The 26,469-nt window shown below is 63.1% G+C and carries 19 protein-coding genes and 1 pseudogene; 11 read left to right on the top strand and 9 right to left on the bottom strand.

Going from position 1 to position 26,469, the window contains the following annotated elements; all coding sequences use genetic code 11:
• Positions 1-24 precede the first annotated feature (24 nt).
• Positions 25-2,544: a ligase-associated DNA damage response DEXH box helicase gene (locus J7U39_RS17285; RefSeq protein ID WP_210629304.1), complete on the top strand. Its 2,520-nt coding sequence runs from the start codon at positions 25-27 to the stop codon at positions 2,542-2,544.
• A gap of 23 nt (positions 2,545-2,567) precedes the next feature.
• Entirely contained in the window at positions 2,568-3,293 is a 726-nt protein-coding gene (pdeM, locus tag J7U39_RS17280; RefSeq protein WP_210631697.1) for a ligase-associated DNA damage response endonuclease PdeM, read from the top strand.
• 38 nt (positions 3,294-3,331) lie between these two features.
• Here pdeM and J7U39_RS17275 read toward each other — a convergent pair whose 3' ends face one another.
• Both J7U39_RS17275 and J7U39_RS17270 read right to left on the bottom strand, forming a co-directional pair.
• The gene (locus J7U39_RS17275) at positions 3,332-3,913 is read right to left on the bottom strand and encodes a transglycosylase SLT domain-containing protein (protein WP_210629303.1); all 582 of its coding nucleotides are present in this window, start codon (positions 3,911-3,913) and stop codon (positions 3,332-3,334) included.
• 287 nt (positions 3,914-4,200) lie between these two features.
• The gene (locus J7U39_RS17270) at positions 4,201-4,758 is read right to left on the bottom strand and encodes a dihydrofolate reductase family protein (RefSeq protein ID WP_210629302.1); all 558 of its coding nucleotides are present in this window, start codon (positions 4,756-4,758) and stop codon (positions 4,201-4,203) included.
• Positions 4,759-4,952: 194 nt separating this feature from the next.
• On the opposite strand from J7U39_RS17270, the gene J7U39_RS17265 reads away from it, so the two are divergent.
• On the top strand, positions 4,953-5,561 hold the full coding sequence (locus J7U39_RS17265) for a TetR/AcrR family transcriptional regulator (protein WP_210629301.1): 609 nt from the start codon (positions 4,953-4,955) through the stop codon (positions 5,559-5,561).
• A 12-nt stretch (positions 5,562-5,573) separates the two neighbouring features.
• Entirely contained in the window at positions 5,574-5,861 is a 288-nt protein-coding gene (locus tag J7U39_RS17260; protein WP_210629300.1) for a YciI family protein, read from the top strand.
• Between the two features lie 35 nt (positions 5,862-5,896).
• Here J7U39_RS17260 and J7U39_RS17255 read toward each other — a convergent pair whose 3' ends face one another.
• The 4 genes from J7U39_RS17255 to J7U39_RS17240 form a co-directional block, all read right to left on the bottom strand.
• Positions 5,897-6,697 carry a TIGR02186 family protein gene (locus J7U39_RS17255; RefSeq protein WP_210629299.1) on the bottom strand — a complete coding sequence of 267 codons (801 nt, stop codon included), beginning with the start codon at positions 6,695-6,697 and terminating at the stop codon, positions 5,897-5,899.
• Complete coding sequence (locus J7U39_RS17250) at positions 6,697-7,620, bottom strand: sulfite exporter TauE/SafE family protein (protein ID WP_210629298.1); 924 nt, start codon at positions 7,618-7,620, stop codon at positions 6,697-6,699. Before J7U39_RS17250 ends, J7U39_RS17255 begins: the two co-directional genes overlap by 1 nt.
• A gap of 314 nt (positions 7,621-7,934) precedes the next feature.
• Positions 7,935-11,687, bottom strand: a complete 3,753-nt coding sequence (locus tag J7U39_RS17245; RefSeq protein WP_210629297.1) for a peptidoglycan-binding protein — start codon at positions 11,685-11,687, stop codon at positions 7,935-7,937.
• 338 nt (positions 11,688-12,025) lie between these two features.
• Complete coding sequence (locus J7U39_RS17240; RefSeq protein WP_210629296.1) at positions 12,026-12,709, bottom strand: DNA-3-methyladenine glycosylase I; 684 nt, start codon at positions 12,707-12,709, stop codon at positions 12,026-12,028.
• A gap of 240 nt (positions 12,710-12,949) precedes the next feature.
• Here J7U39_RS17240 and J7U39_RS17235 point away from each other — a divergent pair, with 240 nt between their 5' ends.
• The 3 genes from J7U39_RS17235 (at position 12,950) to J7U39_RS17225 (ending at position 18,402) form a co-directional block, all read left to right on the top strand.
• Positions 12,950-14,746, top strand: a complete 1,797-nt coding sequence (locus J7U39_RS17235; protein ID WP_210629295.1) for an acyl-CoA dehydrogenase C-terminal domain-containing protein — start codon at positions 12,950-12,952, stop codon at positions 14,744-14,746.
• Between the two features lie 171 nt (positions 14,747-14,917).
• Positions 14,918-16,126, top strand: a complete 1,209-nt coding sequence (locus J7U39_RS17230; protein ID WP_210629294.1) for an acetyl-CoA C-acetyltransferase — start codon at positions 14,918-14,920, stop codon at positions 16,124-16,126.
• Positions 16,127-16,197: 71 nt separating this feature from the next.
• Entirely contained in the window at positions 16,198-18,402 is a 2,205-nt protein-coding gene (locus J7U39_RS17225; protein ID WP_210631696.1) for a 3-hydroxyacyl-CoA dehydrogenase NAD-binding domain-containing protein, read from the top strand.
• A 314-nt stretch (positions 18,403-18,716) separates the two neighbouring features.
• On the opposite strand, the gene J7U39_RS17220 is transcribed toward J7U39_RS17225, so the two are convergent.
• Entirely contained in the window at positions 18,717-19,160 is a 444-nt protein-coding gene (locus tag J7U39_RS17220; RefSeq protein WP_247241689.1) for a MarR family transcriptional regulator, read from the bottom strand.
• A gap of 115 nt (positions 19,161-19,275) precedes the next feature.
• On the opposite strand from J7U39_RS17220, the gene J7U39_RS17215 reads away from it, so the two are divergent.
• Both J7U39_RS17215 and J7U39_RS17210 read left to right on the top strand, forming a co-directional pair.
• Positions 19,276-19,680 (top strand): GFA family protein, encoded by a 405-nt coding sequence (locus J7U39_RS17215; RefSeq protein WP_210629292.1) that lies wholly within the window; start codon positions 19,276-19,278, stop codon positions 19,678-19,680.
• 98 nt (positions 19,681-19,778) lie between these two features.
• Positions 19,779-20,223 (top strand): annotated as a pseudogene (locus J7U39_RS17210) (nuclear transport factor 2 family protein).
• Positions 20,224-20,238: 15 nt separating this feature from the next.
• On the opposite strand, the gene J7U39_RS17205 reads toward J7U39_RS17210, so the two are convergent.
• Positions 20,239-21,435: an MFS transporter gene (locus J7U39_RS17205; RefSeq protein ID WP_210629291.1), complete on the bottom strand. Its 1,197-nt coding sequence runs from the start codon at positions 21,433-21,435 to the stop codon at positions 20,239-20,241.
• Between the two features lie 135 nt (positions 21,436-21,570).
• Here J7U39_RS17205 and J7U39_RS17200 point away from each other — a divergent pair, with 135 nt between their 5' ends.
• The gene (locus tag J7U39_RS17200; RefSeq protein ID WP_210629290.1) at positions 21,571-22,128 is read left to right on the top strand and encodes a TetR/AcrR family transcriptional regulator; all 558 of its coding nucleotides are present in this window, start codon (positions 21,571-21,573) and stop codon (positions 22,126-22,128) included.
• A 9-nt stretch (positions 22,129-22,137) separates the two neighbouring features.
• On the opposite strand, the gene J7U39_RS17195 is transcribed toward J7U39_RS17200, so the two are convergent.
• Positions 22,138-25,641, bottom strand: a complete 3,504-nt coding sequence (locus J7U39_RS17195; RefSeq protein WP_210629289.1) for a PAS domain-containing hybrid sensor histidine kinase/response regulator — start codon at positions 25,639-25,641, stop codon at positions 22,138-22,140.
• Between the two features lie 222 nt (positions 25,642-25,863).
• Between J7U39_RS17195 and mscL the strand changes: the two genes are divergently transcribed.
• Positions 25,864-26,301, top strand: coding sequence for a large conductance mechanosensitive channel protein MscL (mscL, locus tag J7U39_RS17190; RefSeq protein ID WP_037143248.1), 438 nt, complete (start codon positions 25,864-25,866; stop codon positions 26,299-26,301).
• Positions 26,302-26,469 lie beyond the last annotated feature (168 nt).

The raw sequence follows: 26,469 nt of genomic DNA, 5'->3' as shown, positions 1-26,469 counted from the left end.
CCCGATTTTCACTACCTTCAGGGCGTGGACCAGATCGATTCCGACACCTTGCTTCCTGCCGCCTTTACCCGCTGGTTTGCGGAAAAGGGCTGGCGCCCGCGCGCCCATCAGCTGGAGCTGCTCGCCCGCGCCGAGGCCGGTCAGAGCACGCTGCTGATCGCGCCGACCGGCGCCGGCAAGACGCTGGCCGGTTTCCTGCCCTCGCTCACCGATCTCACCCGCCGCGGCAAAATTCCGCCCGGCTCCGCCTTCACCGGTATCCATACGCTCTACGTCTCGCCGCTGAAGGCGCTGGCGATCGATATCGAGCGCAACCTGATGAAGCCGGTCGAAGAGATGGGTCTGCCCGTCACGATAGAAAATCGCACCGGCGATACGCCGATTGCCAAGCGCCAGCGCCAGAAGCTCAATCCACCGGATATTCTGCTGACGACGCCGGAGCAGGTCGCCCTGCTTCTGGCGAACCGCGAGGCTGAGCGTTTCTTCAAGGACCTGAAATATGTCGTGCTCGACGAGCTGCACTCGCTCGTCACCTCCAAGCGCGGCCATATGCTGTCGCTCGGCCTTGCCCGCCTGCGCCGGCTTGCCCCCGACCTGAAGACGATCGGGCTTTCGGCGACGGTTGCCGAGCCGATGGACCTGCAGAAATGGCTGGTCGCCCAAAGGGAGGGCGGGGGGCAGGAGGGCAGGGAGCATCATGCCGGTCTCGTCGTCGTCGAAGGCGGCGCCAAACCCGATATCTCGATCCTGTCGACCGAGGAGCGCATTCCCTGGGCCGGTCATGCCGCCCGTTACGCCATTCCCGATGTCTACAAGCAGCTGCTCGAACACAAGACGACGCTGCTGTTCGTCAATACCCGCAGCCAGGCCGAGATGCTGTTCCAGGAACTCTGGACGATCAATGACGACAATCTGCCGATCGCCCTCCACCACGGCTCGCTCGATGTCGCCCAGCGCCGCAAGGTCGAGGCGGCGATGGCCGAAAACCGGCTGCGCGCCGTCGTCGCCACCTCAACTCTCGATCTCGGCATCGACTGGGGCGATGTCGATCTCGTCATCCATGTCGGCGCGCCGAAGGGCGCCTCGCGTCTTGCTCAGCGCATCGGCCGCGCCAATCACCGCATGGACGAGCCTTCGAAGGCGATCCTCGTGCCGGCCAACCGTTTCGAGGTGATGGAGTGCCAGGCCGCCCTCGACGCCAATTATATCGGCGCCCAGGACACGCCGCCCGTCGGCCGCGGCGCGCTCGACGTGCTCGCCCAGCACGTGCTCGGCATGGCCTGCGCCGAACCTTTCGACATGCTGGAACTCTACGATGAAATCATCAGCGCCTCGCCCTATGCCGATCTCAGCTGGGAGACCTTCGAGCGCGTCGTCGATTTCGTCGCGACCGGCGGTTATGCGCTTCGGACCTACGAGCGTTACGCCCGCATCCGCAAAACCAAGGAGGGGCGCTGGCGCGTCTCCAATCCGGCCGTCGCCCAGCAGTACCGCCTCAACCTCGGCACCATCGTCGAAAGCCCGATGCTGAACATCCGCATGGTCAAGCGCGGCGAGGGCAGCCGGATCGGCCGCGGCGGCGCCACGCTGGGCAAGGTCGAGGAATATTTCCTCGAGCAATTGTCGCCGGGCGACACCTTCGTCTTCTCCGGCAAGGTGCTGCGTTTCGAAGGCATCCGGGAAAACGAATGCCTGGCCTCGCAGGCCTTTTCGCTCGATCCGAAGATCCCCGCCTATAATGGCGGCAAGTTTCCGCTGTCGACCTATCTCGCCGAGCAGGTGCGGGCGATGATCGCCGATCCCGATCGCTGGCGCCACCTGCCGGATCAGGTGCGCGACTGGCTGGCGCTGCAAACCGACAAGTCGATGCTGCCGAAACGCGACGAGTTCCTGATCGAAACCTTTCCGCGCGGCAGCCGCGGCTATATGGTCGCCTATCCCTTCGAGGGCCGTCTCGCCCATCAGACGCTCGGCATGCTGCTCACCCGCCGGCTGGAGCGGGCGGGCGCCAAGCCGCTCGGTTTCGTCGCCACCGATTATTCGCTGGCCGTCTGGGGCCTGGAGGATATGGGGCTGATGATCGGCAATGGCCGGCTCAGCCTCTCCGACCTCTTCGATGCGGATATGCTCGGCGACGATCTCGAAGCCTGGCTCGCCGAATCCTTCCTGCTGAAGCGCACCTTCCGCAATTGCGCCGTGATTGCAGGCTTGATCGAGCGCCGCCATCCGGGCAAGGAGAAGAGCGGCCGCCAGATCACCGTCTCGGCCGATCTGATCTACGACGTGCTGCGCAGCCATGAGCCGGATCACATCCTGCTGCAGGCGACGCGCCAGGATGCGGCGACGGGACTTTTGGACATAAGTCGTCTTGGCGATATGCTGATGCGAATCAGGGGCCACATCACCCACCGGCCGCTCGACCATATTTCCCCGCTCGCCGTGCCGGTGATGCTGGAGATCGGACGGGAGGCGGTGCCGGGCGAGGCCCATGATGCGCTGCTCGCCGAAGCGGCCGACGATCTGATCGCCGAAGCTCTGGCTTGACGAATTTGGAAACGACGACAGTGATGAACCGCTTGGCGCTCGCGCGCGACATATCGGGACTGGCCGCAATACCGGGCATCGAGACATCGGTGAACGGTATTGCCGCCGTTTGCGATCCGCTCGGCGCCCTCTATCTGCCGGATGCCGGCCTGCTTGTCGTCTCCGACCTGCATCTGGAAAAGGGTGCCGCCTTCGCCCGCCGCGGCATGATGCTGCCGCCCTATGACACGCTGGCGACGCTGACCGTGCTTTCCGCCGTCATCTCGCGTTACGACCCGAAGCTCGTCGTCTCGCTCGGCGACAATTTTCACGACCGCATCGGCTCGAAGCATCTGCCGGACAATTTCCGCGCTTTGATCGTCGGCATGGCGCGTGGCCGCGAATGGATCTGGGTCAACGGCAATCACGATCCCGATGGCGTCGTCGATCTCCCGGGCGCCTGCGTCGACGAGGTGCACTATGCCGGCCTGACCTTCCGCCACGAGCCGAGAAACGGCTTACAGAGCGGCGAGATCGCCGGCCATCTGCATCCTTCGGCGACCGTGCGCCGACGCGAAAGATCGATCCGCCGCCCCTGTTTTGCCGCCGATGGCGCCCGCCTCCTGATGCCGGCCTTCGGGGTGATGAGCGGTGGTCTCGACCTCGGCCATCAGGCGATGAAGGGCCTGTTCGACAAAGCTTCGCTGATCGCGCACCTGTTGGGACGCGACAGGATCTATTCGGTCCGCTACGGGAATTTGCGGGGGTAGCGCCTGTCGATAGGGTGCCACACGGCACGCCTTTGAACTCAATCACACCCGTGCAACTGTTGCTGATACATCCCGGCCATGCGTGCGAACTTCTGCGCTGTCTGCTGCAATTGCCCGTTCGAGCGCCAGTCACCGCGCTTATATCCGGTCGGACCGGAATAATAGGCGAGATAGAGGTTATAGGCATCGTTCAGTGGAATGCCGGTGACCACGCTGTTCTGGTAATGATACCAGCCGATGAAATCGATCGCGTCGGTAAAATTCGTCCGCCGCGCCGCCCAGTTCCCCGTCTGCGACTGATAGTGATCCCATGTCCCGTCGAGCGCTTGCGAATAGCCGTAGGCCGTCGACGGCCGGGTCCAGGGAATGAAGCCGAAGAGCTTGGTGCGCGGCGGCCGCGCATAGGGCTGGAAGCCGGATTCGGTGTACATCGTCGCCATCAGGATCGGTACGGGCACGCCGTATTTCTTCTCCGTCCGCTCGGCCGCCCTCTGCCAGCTGGAGAAAAGTCCTTCACGCTCGTCGAAGACGGCGCAGATGTTCCTCGTCTGCTTCGGCGCCGTCGCGCAGCCGGCAAGCAGCGCGAGACCCACGGCGGTCAGAACGATACGAGTACGCATAACAGAACCTCTCGTTTCCGAGAGATTACTAACTCGTAAATGTTAAAAACCGGTTTTTAGTCGAATACGAGCTTTTCCGAAGGGATGCCATTATGAAGACTCCTCCCCAATCCCTCCGCACAAGGGGAGGGGCTAAGGCGCTGCGCCAACTGGGCAGACGTCAGCCTTTCCGCAGATGCAAGGGTGATATGGAGAGCAGCGGGGGCGGCATATAAGCCCCTCCCCCTTGTGGGGAGGGTTGGGGAAGGGTCTTTTTCAGGAACTAGACAGCCAAGACCCACGGGCCGCTACGCCTCGACCGGCTCGTAGCGCAGGATCACCGCGCCACTTTGCGTGGTCGAGGATTCGATGAGCTTCAACGGCACTTGGGCCTCGTTCGCTTTGAAAAGGGGATCGCCGCCGCCGAGAATGACCGGCACCACGCAGACCCTGATCTCATCGATGAGGCCGGCCTTCAGCAGGCTGTCGGCAAGCACGGCGCTGCCGAAGATGAAGATGGTCTTGCCGTCTTCCTGCTTCAGCCTCCTCAACTCGGGGATAGGATCGCTGACGACACGCGCATTGTTCCAGCCGGGATCGGTCATCGTTCGAGAGACGGCGATCTTGGGAGTGCCGTTCATATAGGCCTTGATCTTGTCTTCGTCCTCCGCGGTCGGCCAGTAGGCGGCCATGCCTTCATAGGTCTTGCGGCCGAAGACCAGAAGATCACCTTCCTCGCCGAACTGCTCGGCATAGCGCTTGAGCTCCGGTCCCCAGGCGAGATTGTGGAAGTCGATGTCCCACGGTTTCGTTCCCTCGAAATAGCCATCGAGCGTCATCAGGTTCCACACGACAAGCTTCCGCATTTTTATCCTCCTCGAAAAACCAGTTTCAATAAGCAACTGGTTCACGATAGTACAACTGATTGCGAAAGGCAAGTGGTTCGAAAGGCTCCATCGACAAGGGTCTCGGCGCTTGACTCTTCTAGGTCGATTGTCCAAATACCGTCTAGGTCAAATGACCTACGAGTCGTAGCCTTCGCGGATAGAGGGAGAATATAATGGTCGCTGCGGCCACCCGACAGCAGATAGTGGAAGCCGCCGACTGGCTTTTCTATGAAAGAGGCTTCGAAGCAACGTCCTTTGCCGACATTGCGGGAGTAGTCGGACTCTCGCGAGGCAATTTTTATTATCACTTCAAGACGAAGGACGAGCTTCTCGATGCGGTGATCACCCATCGCCTCCGCAAGACCAGGTCAATGCTCGATGGGTGGGAAGCGAAAGCCGAGACCCCTGAGGAGCGCATTCTCAGCTTCGTCAATCTCCTCATCGTCAATCAGGCGAAGATCATGGCCTATGGCTGTCCGGTCGGCACGCTTTGCGGCGAACTCGCCAAGCTCGATCACATTGCCAAGGGCCGCGCTGCCGAACTTTTCGATCTGTTTCGCCATTGGCTCTCACGTCAATTCAGCGCATTCGGCCGCGAGGCTGAAGCCGATGCGCTTGCCATGCACATTCTGATGCGAAGCCAAGGTGTTGCGACGCTCGCGGCCGCCTATCACGACGAAATCTTTGTTCGAAACGAGGTGGAAAACATGCGCGCCTGGCTGTCTGCGCAGCGGCCCGGAACACCCGTCTTTCCCGAAACCTATTCCCGACAGCATTGCTAAAGGAGCCCTTGGATGTTTTTCATTACGCTGAAGTTTTCTGATGGCAAGGCCAAAGCGCCCGTTCTGATGGAGGCGCACAATGCCTGGCTCAAACGCGGCTTCGACGATGGGATTTTTTTTCTCGCCGGCGGCCTTCAGCCGAACGCAGGTGGAGCGGTCGTCGCCCACAACACCTCGCGCGCTGAACTCGAAACCCGGATCCGGCAGGATCCTTTTGTAGCGGAAGGCGTCGTCAGCGCCGATATTCTGGAAATTGCCCCCGCCCGCGTCGATGAGCGGCTCGCCTTCCTGAAGACATGAGACAAGGGCGCGATGATTTCGCCGTCGGCGCCGGATCATTCCTTGCGGAAGATCAGGCTGGCCCCCCAGCCGGTGACGACGGCGAGCGCCACGGCCGCAAAGCCGTAGAGGATCGGCTGATCATGGGCCGCATCGGTGATCGTCTGCTCGATGCCCGTCTTGATGACGCGCAGCGGCAGCGATTTATCGGTGATGAGATTGCCGCTCTTGAAGAGATAGGCACGCACCGTATGCACCCCGTTCGGAATATTTGCCGGCAGGCGCAGGCTCGCCTTGAAGAGGTTCGATGAAACGAACCGCACGCCGCTCGGGTTGCGGTCATAAAGCGCGCCGCCCTGCTGCAGTCGGAGGAAAGCCTGACGGAATTCGCCGAGATTGCTGCCGTCGCCGACGAAGCCGACCGGCGTCAGCGGAATGTGGTCGATGCCGATCCCCTGATCGGTGAGTTCGAGCGGCGTCGTCAGATCGTCGATCATGCGCGAGCTCGACATCGAATAGGAATGCGGCACCGCCTCGAAAGTCATCGAGCGCCTGTTCACCCAGATGCCGAAGACGCGTTCCTTCTTGCGCACCGTTGCGTCCTCGCGCGGGCCTTCCAGCACCACCACCACGTCATACTGGCCAATGGCGAGCAGCAGCTGGTCGGTGTTCGAGAGCGCCCCGAAGATCGTCAGATCCGCGCCATGGAAATCCGAAGTGATGGCGATTTCGCTGGTCGATGTGCCGATCTCGAGCCCCTCGCGCACCGCTTCCGTTGCCTGCCCCGGCAGCCACTGCGCTCCGGCAACCGCCGGCAGCAGACACAGGAGCAGGAGGATCGAGGCAAGCAGGCGCATCAGTTGCCGGTCCCCATCACCACCGAATAGACGTCCGCCGGCGTGACCACCAGCGCGATCGCCAGACGCAGGCCGACGGCCAGCACCAGCAGGCCGAGCAGGGCGCGCAGCTGTTCGCCGCGCAGCTTCTGGCCGACGCGCACGCCGTATTGCGCCCCGACGACACCCGCCACCATCAGGATGAAGGCAAGCACGATGTCGACGGAGAAGTTCGTCGCCGCCTGCACGATCGTCGTATAGGCGGTCACGAAGATGATCTGATAGAGCGAGGTGCCCACCACGACATTGGTTGGGATGCGCAGCAGGTAGATCATTGCCGGCACCATGATGAAGCCGCCGCCGACACCCATGATCGAGGTGAGGATACCGATCGCAAAGCCGAGCGCAATGATCGGAATGACGCTGAGGAAAATCTTCGATTTCTTGAAGCGCACCTTGAGCGGCAGCTTGTGCACCCAGTGCTGGTGGCCCGGCTTGCGCGGTACAGGCGGCTCATTGCGTGCCGCCCGGCGCATGGCATTGATGCTTTCGAGCAGCATCAACCCGCCGACCGTGCCGAGGAAGACGACATACATCAGCGAGATGATCAGATCGAGCTGGCCGATGGCGCGCAGCAGCGAGAAGATCCAGATGCCGACGGTCGCCCCTGAAAGACCGCCGACCAGAAGCACCGTGCCGAGCTTGACGTCGAGCGTGCCGCGTCGGAAATGGGTGATCGCACCCGAAATCGACGACGCCACGACCTGGTTGGCACCGGTGGCGACGGCGACGACAGGCGGGATGTTGTAGAAGATCAATAGCGGGGTGATGAGAAAACCGCCGCCGACGCCGAACATTCCAGACAGGAATCCGACGGCCGCCCCCATGCCGAGAATGATGAAGATGTTCACCGACAATTCTGCGATTGGCAGATAGATTGTCACAACCGACCCCGAATGATGACCGCTCCTGCCGGGCGGTTCCTGTCATGTCCCCGTTCGAATGCACACCATACTGTGAAATCGTTGCCAGAGGCTTTCGATCGGCCCTGATGGATGGAGATCGATGGCAGGAGATTCGGCGATGCGCGGATCGATATGTCCGCCATAATCGGGCTTTTTTCAGGTTTTGTGACGACCGTTGGAAAAATTCGGAAAAGCTTGCGGCAAAGCGCCGCGGGGCCGGCGAAGACCCTCCCTAACCCCCTTGTGGGGAGGGGCTGGCGAGGGGTCTTAGGCTCGGCCTTCGTCGACGCGCCTCAGATCGCCTTGGCGACCTGCTTGTTGCGTTCGAGCAGCGCCTTGACGGTCGCGTCGCTCACCTTGCCGTCCGGCTCCTGGCCGATCGACTTCTGGAAGCTCTTGATCGCGGCGACGGTTTTCGCCCCCATTTCGCCGTCCGGCACGCCGGCGTCGAAGCCGTTATTGTTGAGGATCGCCTGGATGTTGCGGATCGCCTTCTTCATGTCGACGGTTGCCGTCTTCATGCCCGTGCCCGCCCATTCGTCGGGAATGTCGATGCCGTTGGCGCGATGGTCGAGCGGTTCCGGCTTCCAGAGATCGGCCTTGGCGCGCGCCCGTTCGAGCTGGTCGGCCTTCATGGCGTTGGCCACTTCGTCGCGCTTCTGCGCTGCATCCTTGTCGCCGGCCTTGGCGGCGATCGCGAACCACTTGTAGGATTCTTCCAGATCCGCCGGAACGCCGTTGCCCCTCGCGCAGAGGATTGCCAGGTTGAACTGGCTATCGGTGATGCCGAGATTGGCGGCCTTGGTGAACCACGACGCCGCCGTCGCATAATCCTGCTGGCCGAGTGCGCCGGAGGCGTAGAGAACGGCGAGATTGTGCATGGCGCTGGCATTGCCCTGGGTCGCCGCCTGCTCGTAGAAGCCCTTCGCCTTGGCGATGTCGCGTTCGACGCCGTTGCCCTTCTCATACATGCTGCCGAGCCGGTATTGCGCCGGTGCAAAACCCTTGTCGGCCGAAAGCTGGTACCAGCCTGCGGCCTGTTTCTGATCGACACCCATGCCGTTGCGGCCGTCCGAATAGCGCGCACCGATCTCGAACAGCGCCAGGGCGTCGCCGCCCTGCGCCGCATCGGCAAGTGATTTCGGCTGCACGCTGTCGGGGATGGCGATCGCTGCCTGCGGCGCGGCCGCCGCTGCGGTCGGGCTGTTCGGAGTGAAGCTCGAGGTTTCCTGCGTAGCCGCGGACGAGCCGGCGGGGGCCAAGGTTGCAGCCCCTTCGCCGTCGAGCGGGGTTGCATCGGTCAGATGATCGCCGGCGGCAGCCGGGGCTTTTTCCGGCTGCGCCTGATCGATGGCCGGCGCGCGCTCCGTCGCAGGGGCGTTCATATCGGCAGAGCCGGTGTCCGGCTTGGCGGGTGTTGCCTCAGGCAGGACCGGCTGCGGGTTGTCCGTCACCCCCGTCAGTGCCGAGACCTCCGCCGGCGGCTGCGGTGCGGGTTCGCCGCTCGTCAGCGTCCGGGCCAGCGGAAAGGCCATGATGGCGAGCAGCACGGCGCCGACGGCGAGAAGAATTGGCCGGCGGTAGCGCGAAAAGGCGCTGGTTTTGCCCGCCTTGCCGGCCTTGTCGGCATTCGCGGCCTTCTTCTCGGCCTTGACTGCCGCCTGCTTCGGATTGGCGTCCACTTCCATTGCGGCTGCCTGCGCCGCCCGGCGCGCAGCGGCGATGTAATCGGCGCGATCGGTCTCGACGGCAGGTTTGCCGCGTTGGGCATTCTGGCTGGCGCGCACCCGCTCGAGAATCTTCTTGACGTCGGGCGCGCCCGAACCCGGCTCGAGCAGTTCGTTCGCGGCATCCGTTGGAACCACGTCGGCGGGATCGATCGACGGCGCCGGGTCGATCACCGGTCGCTCGTTCGCCTGCGTCTCGGCTTTCTTGGCGGGCCGCAGCCGCTTGCCAAGGCTGGCGAGCAGGCTGGTTCTTACCGGTGCCGGCGTCGGGGCCTCCGGCGGCCGCGTTGCGGCTTCGATGGCGATTGCGCTCGTCGCGCTCATCGCCGTAGCCTGGGCGACCGGTTCGGCTGCGACCTCTGCCGTGCGGATGACCGGAGAGGCCTTCGCCGCCAGGACCGCCTCCGGTGTCTGGGCGGCTTCGGTCACCAACAGCGCGTAGGGGTCGACATCGAAATCGACGTCGGCCACCGGCATCTGAGCGATCGGCCGTCCGCGCTCTTCCATGCTGTCGAGGCGCTCGGCGATATGGACCAGCGTCTCGTGCAGCGCCTTGAAGGTCTTGTGCGTGCGCTCCTCGCTGTCGCGGCTGATATCCTCGAGATGGCGCAGATCCTCGGCCAGCGCCGTCAGCGCCGACAGGTCGGCGGCGGGCACGCCGCCCTGCAGGCCGCCATTGCGCGAATAGGCCTCGACGACGGCTTCCGCCGCCTGGCGCGCCGCCTCGATGATATATTCGTCGCTTGTCGCCATATAGTCTTCGATCGCGCCCATGCGCCGGTCGAGATCGGCCGGAATTGCGGCGCCTTCGCGCGGCTCGCTCATCAGCGCCGAAAGATTGGCGATCTGGTCTTCGAGGTTCTTCAGCGCCCGCGGATCGGTTGGCGGCGCCGCTGTGGTCTCTTCCAGCCGGGCGGCGATGTCGCTCAGCCGGCCTTCGAGACGCTGGAAGACTCTGTCATCGATCGCCGCGGCAGGTGCGGGTTGCTGATGGGCCATCTCGTCGATCCGCCGGGCGAGATAATCGAGCCGCTGAGCCAGCACGTCGTTGACGGCGCCGTTCTCGAGCGCGTCGATCTTGCGGGAGATGTCGGAAAGCGGTCCGGTGAGGTCGGGTTGCGCGGCCGCCATCTGGGTGCGCTCCAGCAGGTAGGAAAGATGTTCCAGGCGCTCGTCGAGCCGCGACGTCGCTTCCGCCTTGGTCAGCTCCTCGACACGCTCCGTCAGCGCCTCAAGCCGCATCGCCAGCTCGTCGGCCGGGTTTGCGCGGCTGGCCGCGTCATGGCTCATCAAGTCGATCTGGTCGGCGAGCGACGAGAGGCGGCTTTCCAGCCGCTGCATCAGCGTCGGATCGTTGCCGGCGGCCGCGCGTCCGCTGGCGGCGATCGCCCGGCTGATCTCATCGAGCCGCGTGTCCATGGCCGCGAACTGCTCGGACATGACCCGGTCATGCGGCTGGATCATGTTGCCGAACTGCTCCATCGCCGTGGCGATGGCGATCAGCTTGTCTTCCAGTGCCCGCACCGCCGGGCTTTCGCCCATGCCGCCGATATGGCGCTTGATATCGTCGAGCCGGTAGGCCAGCGAAACGAGCTCTTCCTGCAGCCCCTCGGTATCGAGTGCGGCAAGCCGGCTCTCGACGCCGTCCCAGCGGTTTTCCATGTGGCGCAGCGAATCCTCGCGCGCCAGTCCGTCCATCAGCGAGCGCAGCTCCTCGAACTCCTCCCGCAGGCCGGCGGCCTCGGGGCCGCTCGAGCGGCCGGTCAACTGGCTGATGCTCTGGGCAAGACGGCCCATGTCGGCGCGGATGTCGTCGGCGAAGCGGCTGTCTCCGGCAGTAGCCTTGATCTCGCGGAGTTCGGCGCGCAGCGCGCTCATCTCGCGGGACACGCCCTCGGAAATGTCGCGCTTCAGGTCTTGGCGCAGGTTGACGAGCGCCTGGGCGATCTCGGTCATCGTGTCGTCGCCGGCGCGCAAGGCAGGGGCGGCGAGTGGCGCCGCGGCGCGGGGTGCGGGGTCGCGCAGCTGAGCGGCCTGCTCGCGCCCATAGGAGCGTTCGCGGCCCGCTTCCAATGCGCGCTGGCGCTGGCGAATTTCCGCCAGCGGATCCGGCCGCGGCTCGAGCGGCGCCCTTGCCGGCCGCGGCGCATGGGGGGCCGCATAAGGATCGCGCTCGGCCGTTGGCGTGCGCGGCCGCTGATCGCGTCCGCTGCCCATCAGCCCTTCGATGCGCGCCTCCAGCCCTTCGATCGTGCGGTTCAGCGCATCGAGCGAGGTCCTGTCGGACTGTCGGGAAGGATTTGATCGCGATCCGTTCATCTTCTTGCTCGCTTCGACTGTTCGACCTCTCGTCAGAGCTCGATCCGTGGCTTTTCCGTCTATGGCCCGCGCCTGTCACGGACCGGAGCGCCTTCATCCATGAGAAGATAGTCAATTAGACTTTCCTCGCGCTGAACGATGTAGCGGCATCCTTGGGAAACGCGAGACGGGGAAAAGGAATGCGGATCACTACGGCTCAATCCGCACCTTTCACGAAACGTGGTAAACAAGCCGTTAAGATCGATGAGAATTTTTTAACGTTTGCATCCGAAAGGCCATTTTAGACGGCAATTGCCGTGAAATTCGCCGGATCGAATGGACATCATCCGATCGGAATTTCAGCGCGCCGCGTCGATCGAATAGGCGCTGATGCGCGAGAGATGGATGAAGGAAAGCCCGGTCTCCTCGGCCCAGTCGTTGAAGGCCTGCTGGATCAGTTGCTGGTCCTTCTTCGCAGTGCCGGAGGAGGAGAGCGGCACGCCGGCCGATCTCAGGCAGGCGAGCACGTCGAGCGTGGCGACGAAGCCGTCGCGGCCGATGCCGCGCAGGAAATACTGGCCGGTCATGCCGCCGAGCCGGCTGCCGCGTTTGCTCAACAGCTCGAGAAGGCCGATCTGGTCCTCCCGCGGCCAGTCGGCGAAGAAGGCGCCGGCGCTGCCATGTTCCCTCGCCAGCTCTCTGACGAAGGCGGCATTGGCGCGAACCGACATGATCTTCGCGCCATTGCGGATGATCCGCGCGTCCGATGTCAGCTCATGCCAGTAATCGTCGGGCGCGATATTCAGCGCCGCAGGATCGAAGCCGCAAAACGCCGCCTCAAAGCCTGGCCATTTCGCATCGATCACCTTCTGCACGAAGCCGCTGTAGAAGATTCGGCGGGTCATGTCGGCCAGGATGCGGTCGTCCGGCATCGCGCGCAGCCGGTCGTGATCCGGCCGGTAATTCTGCAGCAGGGCCTGGAGGCCTGCCGCTCCGCCTTTTCGTTCTTCCGCGCGCTGCCTTATCGCCTCGAAACTGATCATGCCGACCCACCTGATGCATAGTGAAAGACGCTTGCGCTTATAAGCCATTCCCCAATGGACAAGGAAGATGAGATGACGTCTCCTGCCTCCGCATCAACGGCTTGCGGATTCGCGCTCTCAATTTTTTCATGAAAAGGCGATCGAGAGGCAGGATTTGACGTTTACGCAAACGTCAATATTTTGTAAGACGATGACCAAGGCCGGCGCGATCCGGTTATTTGAATGGGAGGAATTTGAGAGATGCCAGTCTACAAGGCCCCGGTGAACGATACGCTTTTCGTTCTGAACGACGTGCTGGGCCTCGAACGCTACAACAATCTTCCCGGTTTTGCCGATGCGACGCCCGATATGATCGAGGCGATCCTCGGCGAGGCGGCCAAGGTGGCCGAGGAAGTTCTTTTTCCGGTCAATTATTCCGGCGACCAGGAAGGCTGCAGACGCCAGGACGACGCCAGTGTCTCGACGCCGAAAGGCTTCAAGGAAGCCTATAAGGCCTATCGTGAAGGCGGCTGGATCGGCCTTGCGGTGCCGGAGGAATTCGGCGGGCAGGGGCTTCCCTATACGCTGCATGCCGCCGTCGGCGAATATACCTCCGCCGCCAACATGTCGCTGATGATGTATCCCGGCCTGACCCAGGGGGCGATCGCCGCGATCCTCGTCCATGGCACGCAGGAACAGAAGGAAACATATCTGCCGAAGATGGTCGACGGTTCCTGGTCCGGCACGATGAACCTCACCGAGCCGCATTGCGGCACCGATCTCGGCATGCTGCGCACCCGTGCGGTGGCGCAGGCGGACGGTAGTTACAAGATATCTGGCCAGAAGATCTTCATCTCCGCCGGCGAGCACGACCTGACCGACAACATCGTCCACCTGGTTCTGGCCCGCATCGAGGGCGCACCGGAGGGCACCAAGGGCATCTCGCTGTTCATCGTCCCGAAATACCTGGTCGGCAAGAACGGCGCCCTCGGCGACCGCAACCCCGTCACCTGCGGCGCGATCGAGCACAAGATGGGCATTCACGGCAATGCCACCTGCGTCATGAACTACGACGAGGCGACCGGTTTCCTGATCGGCGCCGAAAACCGCGGCCTCAACGCCATGTTCGTGATGATGAACGAGGCCCGGCTGATGGTCGGCCTGCAGGGCATCGCCATTTCGGAGATCGCCTATCAGAATGCGGCGAACTACGCCCGTGACCGCATCCAGGGCCGCTCGCTGTCCGGCGTCAAGGCGCCTGATAAGAAGGCCGACCCGATCATCGTCCATCCCGACATCCGCCGGACGTTGATGACCATTCGCGCTTTCAACGAGGCTGGCCGCGCCTTCCTGCTCTGGACCGCGCTAAAATCCGATATCGCCCACCGCGCCACCGACGAGAGGGAGCGACAGACGGCGGACGACATTCTCGGCCTCGTCACCCCGATCCTCAAGGGCGTGATGACCGACAGGGGATTCGACCACGCCGTCATGGCCCAGCAGGTGTTCGGCGGCCACGGCTATATCGAAGAACACGGCATGAGCCAATATGTGCGCGATGCCCGCATCGCGATGATCTACGAAGGCGCCAACGGCATCCAGGCGCTCGATCTCGTCGGCCGCAAGCTCGCTCTGAACGGCGGCCGCGCCGCCATGGCGCTGTTCAAGGAGATCGGCGATTTCTGCGAGGCGAACCGCAGCGACGAGAAGCTCTCGTTCTTCACCAAGCACCTGAAGAAAGGCTTGAACGACGTCCAGGGCGCGACCATGTGGTTCATGCAGAACGCCATGGCCAAGCCCGACAATGCCGGCGCCGGCTCGACCGATTACATGCATCTCTTCGGCCTCGTCGTTCTCGGCTATATGTGGGCGAAGATGGCGAAAGCCGCTGAGGAGGGCCTTGTGTCAGGCGATGCGAGCCGCGAGGATTTCCTGAAGAACAAGCTGGTGACCGCCCGCTTCTTCATGGAACGCATCATGCCGGAAACCGCCCTGCGCAAGGCCCGCATCGAAGCCGGCGCCGATACGATGATGGAGTTGGCCGCGGAAGCGTTTTGAGCCGGTTCTCCCTCCCCCTTGTGGGGAGGGTTGGGGTGAGAAGCGGTCGGCGCAGCCGACGAAACGATCCGGTGAATCGTTTCGAGCGCCGAACGCCCTGAGTTTATACGAAGGGCTATTTGGTCTTCGCAGATTTTGAAGGCGCGTCGGCGCCGCCAGGGAGACGAGACAATGACCGAGGTTTTCATTTACGATCACGTCCGCACGCCGCGCGGCCGCGGCAAGAAGGACGGCGCCCTGCATGAGGTGCCTTCCGTCCGCCTCGCGGCCAAGACGCTGGAAGCGATCCGCGACCGCAACGGGCTCGATACGACAACCGTCGACGACATCATCATGGGCTGCGTCGATCCGGTCATGGATGCCGGCGCCGTCATCCCCAAGGCTGCCGCCTTCGAAGCCGGCTATTCCACCCGCGCGCCCGGCATGCAGATCTCCCGCTTCTGCGCCTCCGGCCTCGATGCCGTCAATTTCGCCGCCGGCAAGATCGCCCAGGGCGCCGACGACATCGTCATCGCGGGCGGTGTCGAAAGCATGTCGCGCGTCGGCCTGGGCATGTCCGGCGGCGCTTGGTTCATGGACCCTTCGGTGAACTTCCCGGCCTATTTCATGCCGCAGGGCGTTTCGGCCGATCTCATCGCCACCAAATATGGCTTCAGCCGGATCGATGTCGACGCCTACGCCGTCGAGAGCCAGAAGCGCGCCGCCCATGCCTGGGAGCAGGGCTGGTTCGACAGGTCGGTCGTGCCCGTCAAGGATCAGAACGGCCTGACGATCCTGGATAAGGACGAGCATATGCGCCCCGGCACCGACATGCAGGCGCTCGCCTCCCTCAACCCGTCCTTCCAGATGCCCGGCGAGATGGGCGGCTTCGAGGCCGTCGGCATCCAGGCCCACCCCGAGATCGAAAGGATCAATTATGTCCACCATGCCGGCAATTCCTCCGGCATCGTCGACGGCGCCGCCGCCGTGCTGCTCGGCTCGAAAACCGGCGGTGAAAGCATGGGGCTGAAGCCGCGCGCCCGCATCAAGGCTTTCGCCAATATCGGCTCCGACCCGGCTTTGATGCTGACCGGGCCGGTCGACGTCACCGAGAAGCTTTTGAAACGGACCGGCATGAGCCTGTCCGACATCGACCTCTTCGAACTGAACGAGGCCTTTGCCGCCGTCGTGCTGCGCTACATGCAGGCCTTCGACATCAGTCACGACAGGATCAACGTCAATGGCGGCGCCATCGCCATGGGCCATCCGCTCGGCGCCACCGGCGCCATGATTCTCGGCACCGTGCTCGACGAGCTGGAACGCCGCGACCTCAACACCGCGCTGGTAACGCTCTGCATCGGCGCCGGCATGGGCACGGCAACCGTTATCGAACGCGTTTGATGGGATCGGAACCCTCCCTTTGAGGGGACGGGCTTTACCGCAAGAGAATTCAGGGAGAGGAATTCCCAATGATCACCTACACCAATTTCACGCTCGAAACCGACGCCGACGGCATCGCTCTCGTCACCTGGGACATGCCCGGCAAATCGATGAACGTCTTCACCGCCGAGGTAATGGAAGAGCTCAACGCCATCATCGATGCGACCACGGCTGACGCCGCCGTCAAGGGTGTCGTCTTCACATCAGGCAAATCCTCCTTCTCCGGCGGCGCCGATCTGTCGATGATCAAGTCGATGTTCAGCTCCTATCAGGACGAGAAGGCAAAGAGCCCGGAAAAGGCGGTGCAGACGCTCTTCGGTCTCGTCGGCCGTATGTCCGGCCTGTTTCGCAAGCTCGAAACCTCGGGCAAGCCATGGGTTTCGGCGATCAACGGCACCTGCATGGGCGGCGCCTTTGAACTGTCGCTCGCCTGCCACGGCCGCATCGCCTCCAATGCCAAGAGCGTCAAGATTGCGCTGCCCGAGGTCAAGGTCGGCATCTTCCCCGGCGCCGGCGGCACCCAGCGCGTGCCGCGGCTCGCCAACGCCCAGGACGCGCTGCAGATGATGACGACGGGCCAGTCGCTGAGCGGCTCGCGCGCCAAGGCGATGAACCTCGTGCATCAGGTGGTCGACCCGGATCAGCTGATCCCCGCCGCCAAGCAAATGATCAAGGATGGCCTGAAGCCGGTCGCGCCCTGGGATGAGAAAGGCTTCAAGCTGCCGGGCGGCGGCATCTGGACGCCGGCATCAGCCCAGCTCTGGCCGGCCGCGCCGGCGATCCTGCGCCGCGAGACCTCGGGCAATTATCCGGCGGCCCTCGCCATCCTGAAATGCGTCTATGAAGGCCTGCAGGTGCCCTTCGATACCGGCCTGAAGATCGAGCAGCGTTATTTCACCGAGGTGCTGCAGACCCGTGAAGCCTTCTCGATGATCCGCTCGCTGTTCATCTCGATGCAGGAACTCGGCAAAGGCGCCCGCCGCCCGGCCGGCATCCCCAAGTCCGAACTCAAGCATGTCGGCGTCGTCGGCGCCGGCTTCATGGGCGCTTCGATCGCCTATGTCACCGCCGCTGCCGGTCTCCCGGTGACGCTGATCGACCGCGACATGGAAGCTGCCGCCAGGGGCAAGGCCGTGTGCGAGGGCCTCGTCAAGGATTCTGTCGGTAAGGGACGATTTACGCAGGACGAGGCTGCAGCCCTTCTCTCCCGCATCACTCCTTCGGCCGACTATGCCGGGCTCGCTACTGCCGATCTCGTCATCGAGGCGGTGTTCGAGGATCGCGAGGTGAAGAAATCGGTCATCGAGGCGGTTGAAGCCGTGCTGCCGGAAGGCGCGATCTTCGCCTCCAATACCTCGACGCTGCCGATCACGGGACTGGCGAAGAATTCCAAGCGCCCGTCCAATTTCATCGGCATCCACTTCTTCTCGCCGGTCGAGAAGATGATGCTGACCGAGGTCATCCTCGGCAAGGAGACCGACGACAGGGCTCTGGCCGTCGCGCTCGATTATGTCGCGGCGATCAAGAAGACGCCGATTGTCGTCAACGATACCCGCGGCTTCTTCGTCAATCGCTGCGTGCTGCGCTACATGTCGGAAAGCTACGATATGCTGATCGGGGGCGTGCCGCCGGTCATGATCGAGAATGCCGCCAAGATGGCCGGCATGCCGGTCGGTCCGCTGGCGCTCAACGACGAGGTGGCGATCGACCTGTCGCTGAAGATCCTCAAGGCCACCGTTGCCGATCTCGGCGAAAAGGCGATTGACCCCAGGCATATGGAGTTGATCTCCCGCATGGTCGAAAAGGAGGGCCGCTTCGGCCGCAAGAATTCCAAGGGCTTCTACGACTATCCGCCGAAGCCGGCGAAGAAATCGCTCTGGCCGGAGCTGAAGAGCTTTTACCGCCAGAAGAACGCCGACGAGGTCGACGTCGCCGTTCTCAAGCAGCGCTTCCTCGTCACCATCGCGCTCGAAGCCGCCCGCACGGTGGAAGAAGGCATCGTCACCGATCCGCGCGAAGCCGATGTTGGCTCGATCCTCGGCTTCGGCTTCGCGCCCTATACCGGCGGGGCGCTCAGCTATATCGACGGCATGGGTGTGGAGGCTTTCGTGGAACTGGCTGAAAAGTTGGCGGTAGCTTACGGAGAGCATTTCAGACCGACGCCGCTGCTGAAGGATATGGCCGCCAAGGGCGAGACATTTTATGGGCGGTTCGATCCCTATGCTGCAGCGAAGTAAGCCGCTTCTGCGATCTTGATCCGAAGGCGGCCTGTTTTAAAAAGGGCTGTCTTTGTCGTCGAGCAGTGTGGCACCCCCTCTGGCCTGCCGGCCGTCTCCCCCACAAGGGTGGAGATCGGCTGGGCGCGAGGGCTTCCCCAAACAACTAAGGGGATGGTGAGTGTTGCTGCCGTTCGAGAGGGAGCGATAGCCAAGCCTCCGCCGATCTCCCTCCTTGTGGGGAGATGCCCAGCAGGCCAGAGGGGGTACCACACGGCACACGGTTAAGAGACAACTCTCCACCGCGAGCACAACCCGGAAGCATCGCCAGCAATTCAGCCGCGAGCCTCCTCCTTGGCCTCCAATATCTCCATCACCCGCGCCATCACCGCCCGCGCTGATTCAAGCTCCGCTGCCGTAAACGCCGCGCTCACCCCGTTCGCCCATTCCGCCTGCGCCACCTCGATCGCACCAAGCCGCTCCGCTCCATCCGCCGTCAGCAGCACCAGCTTGGCGCGCTGATGCTGCGGGTTATCGGCATAGGCGATCAGCCCTTCACCCTCCAGCACATCGGCAAGCCGCTGCACGCCCTGGCGGGCGAGGCCGAGCGTGCGGGCGATCTGCGCCACCGAAAGCTCGCCGCGCCTTGCCGCTGCCAGCACCTGCCAGCGCGCGCTAGTCTGTCCCGCCGGTTTTGACAACCGGTCGCCGGCGGCCGTCAGGTGACCGGCCAGACGCAGCGCTGTGATCGCGAAAGCGGAGAAGGCATCCCCTTCCATCGTTCGCTCCGGTCGATTATGTTTGACAATATGTTGTCTATTTCGTATCTCGTTCATGGTGACAACATATTGTCATATCCAAGTGTCTGATGCAACGTCGAAGGAGGAGCGCGCCATGAAGAAGACCTACCGGGGAAGCTGCCATTGCGGCAAAGTGCGTTACGAAGTGGATATGGACCTCGAGGCCGGGACCGGCCGCTGCAATTGCTCGATCTGCGCCAAGCGGCGTTATTGGGGCGCCAACGTCAAGCCGGAGGATTTCCGGCTGATGTGCGATGAGGTGGAGACATCAGACTACCAGTTCAACACGATGAGCGGCCATCACCGCTTCTGCCGCACCTGTGGCGTGCCGGCCTATGGCGACGGTTATGTCGAGGCGATCGGCGGCGCCTATGTCTCGATCAATATTGCCTGCCTGGATAATATTACGCCCGAGGAACTGGCGGCGCTGCCGGTTCGTTACGCCGATGGCAGGCACGATGCCTGGTGGAACGAGCCTGAAGTGACGAGTTATCTCTGAAGCAATTCCAGCAAAACGCGGAATGCCAAGATTGAAATGCATCATTGTCGGATCGTCCTCCTGCCGCGCGTCCTCCATAACGGAGAAGGAGAACGGCCGTGAAAGACGAAGCAAATGTCAGGCACGAGGAAGAGGCGGTCATCGCCATGCTGATGATGCGGGCCAAGGCGCTGGGGGAAAAGAACGCCGAGGAGGCGCTTTCCTACGAGGCCGAAGATTCCGTGGAATTTTCCCTTGCGCCGCCGCTGGTCATGAACGGCAAGGACAAGGGCAGGCCTGCAGGCCTGGTTCGACACCTGGGAAGGTCCGATCGGCGGCGAGGTGCGCGACGCCAAACTGACGGTCGGCGAGGGTGTCGCTTTCTGGAGTGGCCTCACGCGGATGACCGGGAAGAAGACCGATGGCACCGAAGTCGATCTCTGGTTCCGTCAGACCCTCGGCCTCGTCAAGCAGGATGGCCGCTGGCTGGTCGCCCACCAGCACGCCTCGGTGCCTTTCGCCATGGATGGCAGCGGCCGGGCACTGCTGGATCTCCAGCCGTGAACACTCCCTCCGGAATCAGGCGGCATTCTCCGCCGTCTTTCCGGCGCGAAGGGCCACGATCCCGACGCCCAGCAACAGCAGGATCGCCGTCGCATAAATGTCCGTCGTCACCTGATAGCCGGCGGATTTCGCCAGGAAGCCTGCCAGAATCGCCGGCAGGCTGAAGGCGAGGTAGCTCTGCACGTAGAAGGCCGACAGCAGTCCGGCCCGCTCGTCCGCTTTGGCGAGCGGCATGATGGTGCCGAGCGAGCCGAGGAAATTGGTGCCGAAACCGGCGCCGGTCAAAATCGTGCCGATCAGCAGCAGCGGCACGTTTGCGAGATGCACGCCGGCAACGACCGTCAGGATACCGAGGGTCTTCGCTGATACGCCGAAGCCGAGATTGGCCTGGGCCGTCTTGCCGCGCCTGAGATAGACGGCGATCGCTCCGCTCGCCGTCAGTGCGGCGACGACCGCCCCGCCCGTCAGCGGCGCGGTGCTGCCGGTCGTGCTGGCGACCAAGGATGGGACCAGCGAAAGGTAGAAGCCGCCGAGCGTCCAGTTGGCGATATTGATCGGCGTCACCAGCGAGAGCGGCCGCTTCGCCTGCGGCGGAATGGAAACCCGCGGTATCAGAGAACCGAGCGCACCCGGCCGCGCGCCGCCGGTCTCGGGGATCAGCCAGATCGCGGCGGCCTGCAGCGCAAAGGCGACGAAGAGCAGCGCATAGACGAGATGCATTGGGAAGGGGCCATACTGGATCAGGGCGCTCGTGCCGACCGCACCCACCGCCATGCCGCAAAGCGGCGCAATCGAATTGACGATCTGGCCCTTCGCCCGGTCGACATCGACGAGGGCTGCTCCGAGCGAGGCGCCGGCGATGCCGGTGGCAATGCCCTGGACGATCCGCGCCGCGATCAGCCAGCCGGGACTGCTGGCGGCGACGAAGAGAACCATGGCGACGAGTTCGAGCAGCAGGGCAGAAAAGATCACCGGCCGGCGGCCGAGATGATCGGAAATCGAGCCGGCGGTCAGCAGCGCCGCCAGGAGCGCAAAGGCGTAGACTGCGAAGATCACCGTGATCAACACCGGCGAGATGGAAAAGTTCTCCTGATAGATCCGGTAGAGCGGCGTCGGCACCGATGAGGCGCCGAAGAAGGTGGCGAGTGTCAGCGCGTGAAAACCGATCGAGGGACGCGGCGCATTCTCTGTGGATTTGGCGGCAGCGAACATATATAAGTCCCTTAAAGCTAACCCGTTGCGTTAGCTCCATGTAGGGTGAATAAGGCGCAAAGGCAAATTATTTGCGTTTATGCTCCTGTCAAAGATTTTGAACCATCAATGTCAGGACGAGGTCGGATTGCAGGCATGGCAGTGAAAGAGAATCTCCGTCCGGGCGGACGAAGCGCTCGGGTCCAGGCGTCGGTGCACAAGGCGGCGCGCGATCTGTTGGTCGAGATCAATCGCACGGAGGTGACGATCCCGTTGATCGCCGCCAGGGCGGGCGTGACGCCGTCGACCATCTATCGCCGCTGGGGCGATCTGCAGGAGCTTCTCGCCGACGTCGCCGTCGAGCGGCTGCGGCCGGATATGCAGCCGGTCGACGCCGGCAGCGGCAGCGCCGATCTTCAGGCCTGGGCCGAGCAATATGCCGAGGAAATGTCCTCCGGGCCGGGCCGCGAGATGATCCGCGACGTGTTGGCCGCGCAGGCCGGCGCCAATGCCTGCAAGTGCTGCGAATATACGCGTCAGCAGATCGTCGTTATCGCCGACAGGGCAAAGGCGCGGGGCGAAACCTTCCCGGACGTCGATCTCGTGATGGATCAGGTTGTGGCGCCGATCATGTACCGCATCCTGTTTGGCGAGGTGCCGGATACTGCGCGTGTACGCGATCTCGTCGCTCGCGTCATCAGCCCGGCCGGCTGAGCTTGCCGGCTATTCCGCAGCCGCGCGTTTGAGGCCGGCTATCTGGGTGATATAGGCGCGCAGCGCCGCCGGCCGCACCGGCTTGTGTTGAACGGCGATGCCGTAGCGCTCGGCCTCGCTGCGCACTTCAGGCGTGCGGTCGGCGGTAACAAGCAAGGCGGGGAGGTCGATGCCGAACTGCCGGCGCAGATGCAGGATTGCGGCAAGCCCGGTGCCGTCGTCGAGATGATAATCGGCGATGGCAAGATCCGGCGGCCCATCCCGGCCGTCCATGGCGATCACCTCGGCAAGGCAATCCACCGCCGTCACCTCGCAACCCCAGCCGCTGAGCAGCAACCGCATGCCTTCCAGGATCTTCGGCTCGTTGTCGATGCAGAGGATTTTCAGTCCCTTGAGCGGCTGCCCCGGGCGGTCGGCGGGGCTGACGGCTGCCGCAGCCTCGGCCGGACGTGAGACGTCGAGCGGCATGGAGATGCGGAATTCAGTGCCTCTGCCATGCGTCGAGAGCAGCTCGACCGGATGGTTGAGCACGCGGGCGATACGGTCGACGATCGAAAGGCCGAGTCCGAGGCCGGAAGCAGTCTTGGCGCCTTCGTCCAGCCGCGCGAATTCCTTGAACACGGTACGGAATTTCGATGGCGGAATGCCGATGCCGGAATCGATCACCTGAATGATCACCTGGTTGCCGCGCCGCCGCGCCCCGACCAGCACCTTCCCGGTGATCGTGTATTTTATGGCGTTGGAAACGAGGTTCTGCACCAGGCGGCGCAGAAGATTCGGGTCTGAGCGGACGCGCAGCGATGTCGGCATGACCACCAGCTTCAGCTGTTTCTCCCGGGCGATCGGCGCAAAATCGGTCTCGATCCGCTCCAGGAGATCGGAAAGCGCAACCGAGGCAAGCCGCGGCCGCATGGCGCCGGTATCGAGCCTGGAGATGTCGAGCACCGCGCCCAGAATGGTTTCGACCGATTCCAGTGCTGAATCGATGTTGCGCACAATCGGGCTGTTGTCGGATTGCGCCATACGCTCGACCAGCGCCGAGGAATAGAGCCTGGCGGCGTTGAGCGGCTGCAGGATGTCGTGGCCGGCGGCGGCGAAAAAGCGGGTCTTGCCGATATTCGCCTCGTCGGCAGCCGCCCGCGCTTCGGCCAGTTCGTGGTTGACGCGGGTGAGTTCCGCCGTGCGTTCGGCAACGCGTTGCTCCAGCGTCTCATTCGCCTGTTTCAGCGCCTGGTCGGCGCTGACGCGTTGGGTGATATCGGTGAAGGTGGCGACAATGCCTTTGTCCGGCATGGCGTTGGAGCGCACCTCGATGATCCGCTCACCGCCGCCGAGCACCAGCGCGAAGGGTTTGTCGAGCGTGAGGAAATGCCGCACCGTCTGCTGCAGATCGCCCGGCGCGATGTCGCCGCGCTGGCTGAGGATATTGACGATCTCGGAGAGGGGAAAGCCGACCTGGCCGGCATTCTCCGGCAGGTCGAGCAATTGCCGGAAGCGGCGGTTCCAGATTGTCAGCCGGTTGGAACTGTCGAAAACGGCAATGCCCTGATCCATCTGCGATAGCGCCGTCTGCAGCATGTCCTGGTTATATTGCAGCGCTTCGCTTGCCTGATCGAGCAGCCAGGCGGTGTCGGACGAAGCATCCTCGATCTTCTGCAGGATCAACGACAGCACCAGCCTTGCCGAGGACGAGCCGATGGCGCTGCCGAGCAGCTGTTCGCTGAAATGGATCAGCGCCATGTCGGCCGGCTGCTCGTCCTCCAGCTTGCGGCCGGAGCTTTGCTCATAGGTCGTCAACGAGCGCTGCATGCGCTCCTCGCCAAGATAGCGCGAGATCGCCGCCTTGAGGTCGCCGACGCTGATGCGGGTTTTCCAGCCCCGCGTGGCAAATTGCGAGCGTGAATGCCGTTTGACGAAAATGCCGGCCTGGATGCGTTCCAGCGGCCTGGCATTGCGGGTGAGCGATCCGACGATGACGAAAGCGGTGTTGACGAGCAGGCTCATCACGGTCGCATTGACCAGCGGGTCGGCGTCGGGCGCGGTAAACAGCGTGGCGCCGGGGAAGATGAAGCCGAGCACTACGCTTGCCACATGCGAATAATCGGGGCCGCCGAGCGACGGCAGGAACAGCAGGTAGACCCAGATGACGAAGCCGGACGTCAGCCCGAGGATGGCGCCGCGCGCATTTGCCCGCCGCCAGATTAGTCCGACGAACAGGGCAGGGGCGATCTGCGCGATCGCGGCGAACGAGAGAAGGCCGATCGAGGCCAGCCCCGCCGTGCTGTCGGTCGAGCGGTAGTAGGCGTAACCGAACAGCAGCACAGCGAAGATCGCGCTGCGGCGGATGTTCAGCAGCGTCTTGGCGAAATCGTCGCGCTGGCCGGTGCGGCCGGCGAGTTTGCGCCTCAGGAAGATCGGCATGATGATGTCGTTCGACACCATGATCGACAGCGCCACGGAATCGACGATGACCATCGCCGTTGCGGCGGAGAAGCCGCCGATGAAGGTGATCAGCGAAACCACCGGCATCTCGCCGGCAAGCGGCAGCGACAGCATGTAGAAGTCGGCATTGCCGGCGCCGCCGAAGGTCAGCAGCCCGCCGATCGCCACCGGCAGCACGAAGAGATTGATCGCGACCAGATAGAAGGGAAACAGAAAGCCGGCGAGTTTCAGCTGTTTCGCCGTCCGGTTTTCCACGACCGTCACGTGAAATTGCCGCGGCAGCATGATGATCGCGAAGGCCGACAGTGCGATCAGGGTGATCCAGCGGCTGATCGGCGTATGATAATTCAGCGCCGACATCACCAGGCTGTTTTCGACGGTCTTCTGCCAGAGGTCGGTCGGACCGTCGAAAAGAAACCAGATGACGCAGATGCCGGCCGTCAGGAAGGCAACCAGCTTGACCACCGATTCCATCGAAACGGCGAGGATCAGGCCGTCCTGGTGCTCCGTCGCATCGGTATGCCGCGTCCCGAACATGATGGCGAAGCAGGCAAGCACCAGCGTCGCGACGAGCGGCAGATCGAGAAAATAGAGATTGCCGCTGCCGATACCGTAATCGGACGGGTTGACCATGGCGCTGACGGTGCTGGAGATCGCCTTCAGCTGCAGCGCGATATAGGGAATGGTGCCGATCAGCGAGATCAGCGCGACGATGGTGGCGACCGTCGGGTTCTTGCCGTAGCGCGCGGCGACGAAATCGGCGACCGAGGTGAGCTTCTCCGCCTTGGCGAGCTCGATGATGCGGCGAAGCAGCGGCATGCCGAACGTGAAGACCAGGATCGGGCCGATATAGATGCCGGCAAATTCCAGGCCGCGCTGCGCGGCAAGCCCGACGCTGCCGAAATAGGTCCAGGAGGTGCAGTAGATCGCCAGGCTCAGCGCATAGACGACCGGCCATCCGCCTTCCAGCGAGCCCGGGCCGCGGTTCTTGCGGTCGCCATAGCTTGCCACGGCGAATAGCAGCAGCAGATAGCCGAAGGCAGACGCGAATATGACCCAGCCTGGAAGCATTGACCCTCCGCCGGTGACAGGTGCCGGCACCTCCCGCAATGCAGGTGAGCTTAAGTCATTTCAGGAGCCTTGAAAATTCCTGCCCGTCTAAGCCTTAAGTCAAAGACTGCACGCAGTCCTTTGCGGGATTATTGCGATTTGCAATTGATTAATTGCAGTGAAGATGTAGCTAGTGAAAACAACTGCATATCTCTGAAATGGGATCGAAGGGAGACGGATCCGATGCTCAATGAGTTCAAGGCCTTTATCGCCCGCGGCAATGTCATGGATCTTGCAGTCGGCGTCATCATCGGCGGTGCCTTCGGCGGCATCGTCAAATCCCTGGTCGACGACCTTATCATGCCGATCGTCGGCGCCATTTTCGGCGGCTTCGATTTTTCCAATTATTTCCTGCCGCTCTCGTCGGCCGTCAACGCGCCGACACTGGCCGCCGCCCGCGCCCAAGGGGCGGTCTTCGCCTATGGCAGCTTCCTCACCGTCCTCATCAACTTCCTGATCCTTGCCTGGATCATCTTTCTGATGGTCAAGGGCGTGAACTATCTGCGCATGCAGGTCGAGCGCCAGGAGAAGGCGGCACCGGAAGAACTGCCCCCGCCGCCGGCGGACGTCCAGCTGCTGACGGAGATCCGCGATCTCCTCGCCAAGCGCCCGGCGGTCTGATCGGAGCTGGGGCCGGCGGCTCAGGCTGGCGTGTTGAGGCAAGTCGTGGTGGCTCCACAATGGCTCCGCCCGCCCTCAGCACGTCGGCCGCGCCGGCCATCCATCACGAAAATCGATATGCCATCACTGGATATCATGGGATTTGCGGTCGCAAATCCTCTATGAAGG

The organism is Rhizobium sp. NLR16a (assembly GCF_017948245.1).
Classification (GTDB): Bacteria; Pseudomonadota; Alphaproteobacteria; order Rhizobiales; family Rhizobiaceae; genus Rhizobium.
The sequence above is the reverse complement of the archived record's forward strand: the minus strand, read 5'-3'. Positions and strand labels throughout refer to the sequence as shown.

Bases quoted from the DNA above. Each gene is read 5' to 3' on its own strand.
- pdeM (WP_210631697.1), top strand. From the start codon at position 2,568: ATGAACCGCTTGGCGCTCGCGCGCGACATATCGGGACTGGCCGCAATA.
- J7U39_RS17275 (WP_210629303.1), bottom strand. From the start codon at position 3,913: ATGCGTACTCGTATCGTTCTGACCGCCGTGGGTCTCGCGCTGCTTGCC.
- J7U39_RS17270 (WP_210629302.1), bottom strand. From the start codon at position 4,758: ATGCGGAAGCTTGTCGTGTGGAACCTGATGACGCTCGATGGCTATTTC.
- J7U39_RS17265 (WP_210629301.1), top strand. From the start codon at position 4,953: ATGGTCGCTGCGGCCACCCGACAGCAGATAGTGGAAGCCGCCGACTGG.
- J7U39_RS17260 (WP_210629300.1), top strand. From the start codon at position 5,574: ATGTTTTTCATTACGCTGAAGTTTTCTGATGGCAAGGCCAAAGCGCCC.
- J7U39_RS17255 (WP_210629299.1), bottom strand. From the start codon at position 6,697: ATGCGCCTGCTTGCCTCGATCCTCCTGCTCCTGTGTCTGCTGCCGGCG.
- J7U39_RS17245 (WP_210629297.1), bottom strand. From the start codon at position 11,687: ATGAACGGATCGCGATCAAATCCTTCCCGACAGTCCGACAGGACCTCG.
- J7U39_RS17240 (WP_210629296.1), bottom strand. From the start codon at position 12,709: ATGATCAGTTTCGAGGCGATAAGGCAGCGCGCGGAAGAACGAAAAGGC.
- J7U39_RS17235 (WP_210629295.1), top strand. From the start codon at position 12,950: ATGCCAGTCTACAAGGCCCCGGTGAACGATACGCTTTTCGTTCTGAAC.
- J7U39_RS17230 (WP_210629294.1), top strand. From the start codon at position 14,918: ATGACCGAGGTTTTCATTTACGATCACGTCCGCACGCCGCGCGGCCGC.
- J7U39_RS17220 (WP_247241689.1), bottom strand. From the start codon at position 19,160: ATGGAAGGGGATGCCTTCTCCGCTTTCGCGATCACAGCGCTGCGTCTG.
- J7U39_RS17215 (WP_210629292.1), top strand. From the start codon at position 19,276: ATGAAGAAGACCTACCGGGGAAGCTGCCATTGCGGCAAAGTGCGTTAC.
- J7U39_RS17205 (WP_210629291.1), bottom strand. From the start codon at position 21,435: ATGTTCGCTGCCGCCAAATCCACAGAGAATGCGCCGCGTCCCTCGATC.
- J7U39_RS17200 (WP_210629290.1), top strand. From the start codon at position 21,571: ATGGCAGTGAAAGAGAATCTCCGTCCGGGCGGACGAAGCGCTCGGGTC.
- J7U39_RS17195 (WP_210629289.1), bottom strand. From the start codon at position 25,641: ATGCTTCCAGGCTGGGTCATATTCGCGTCTGCCTTCGGCTATCTGCTG.
- mscL (WP_037143248.1), top strand. From the start codon at position 25,864: ATGCTCAATGAGTTCAAGGCCTTTATCGCCCGCGGCAATGTCATGGAT.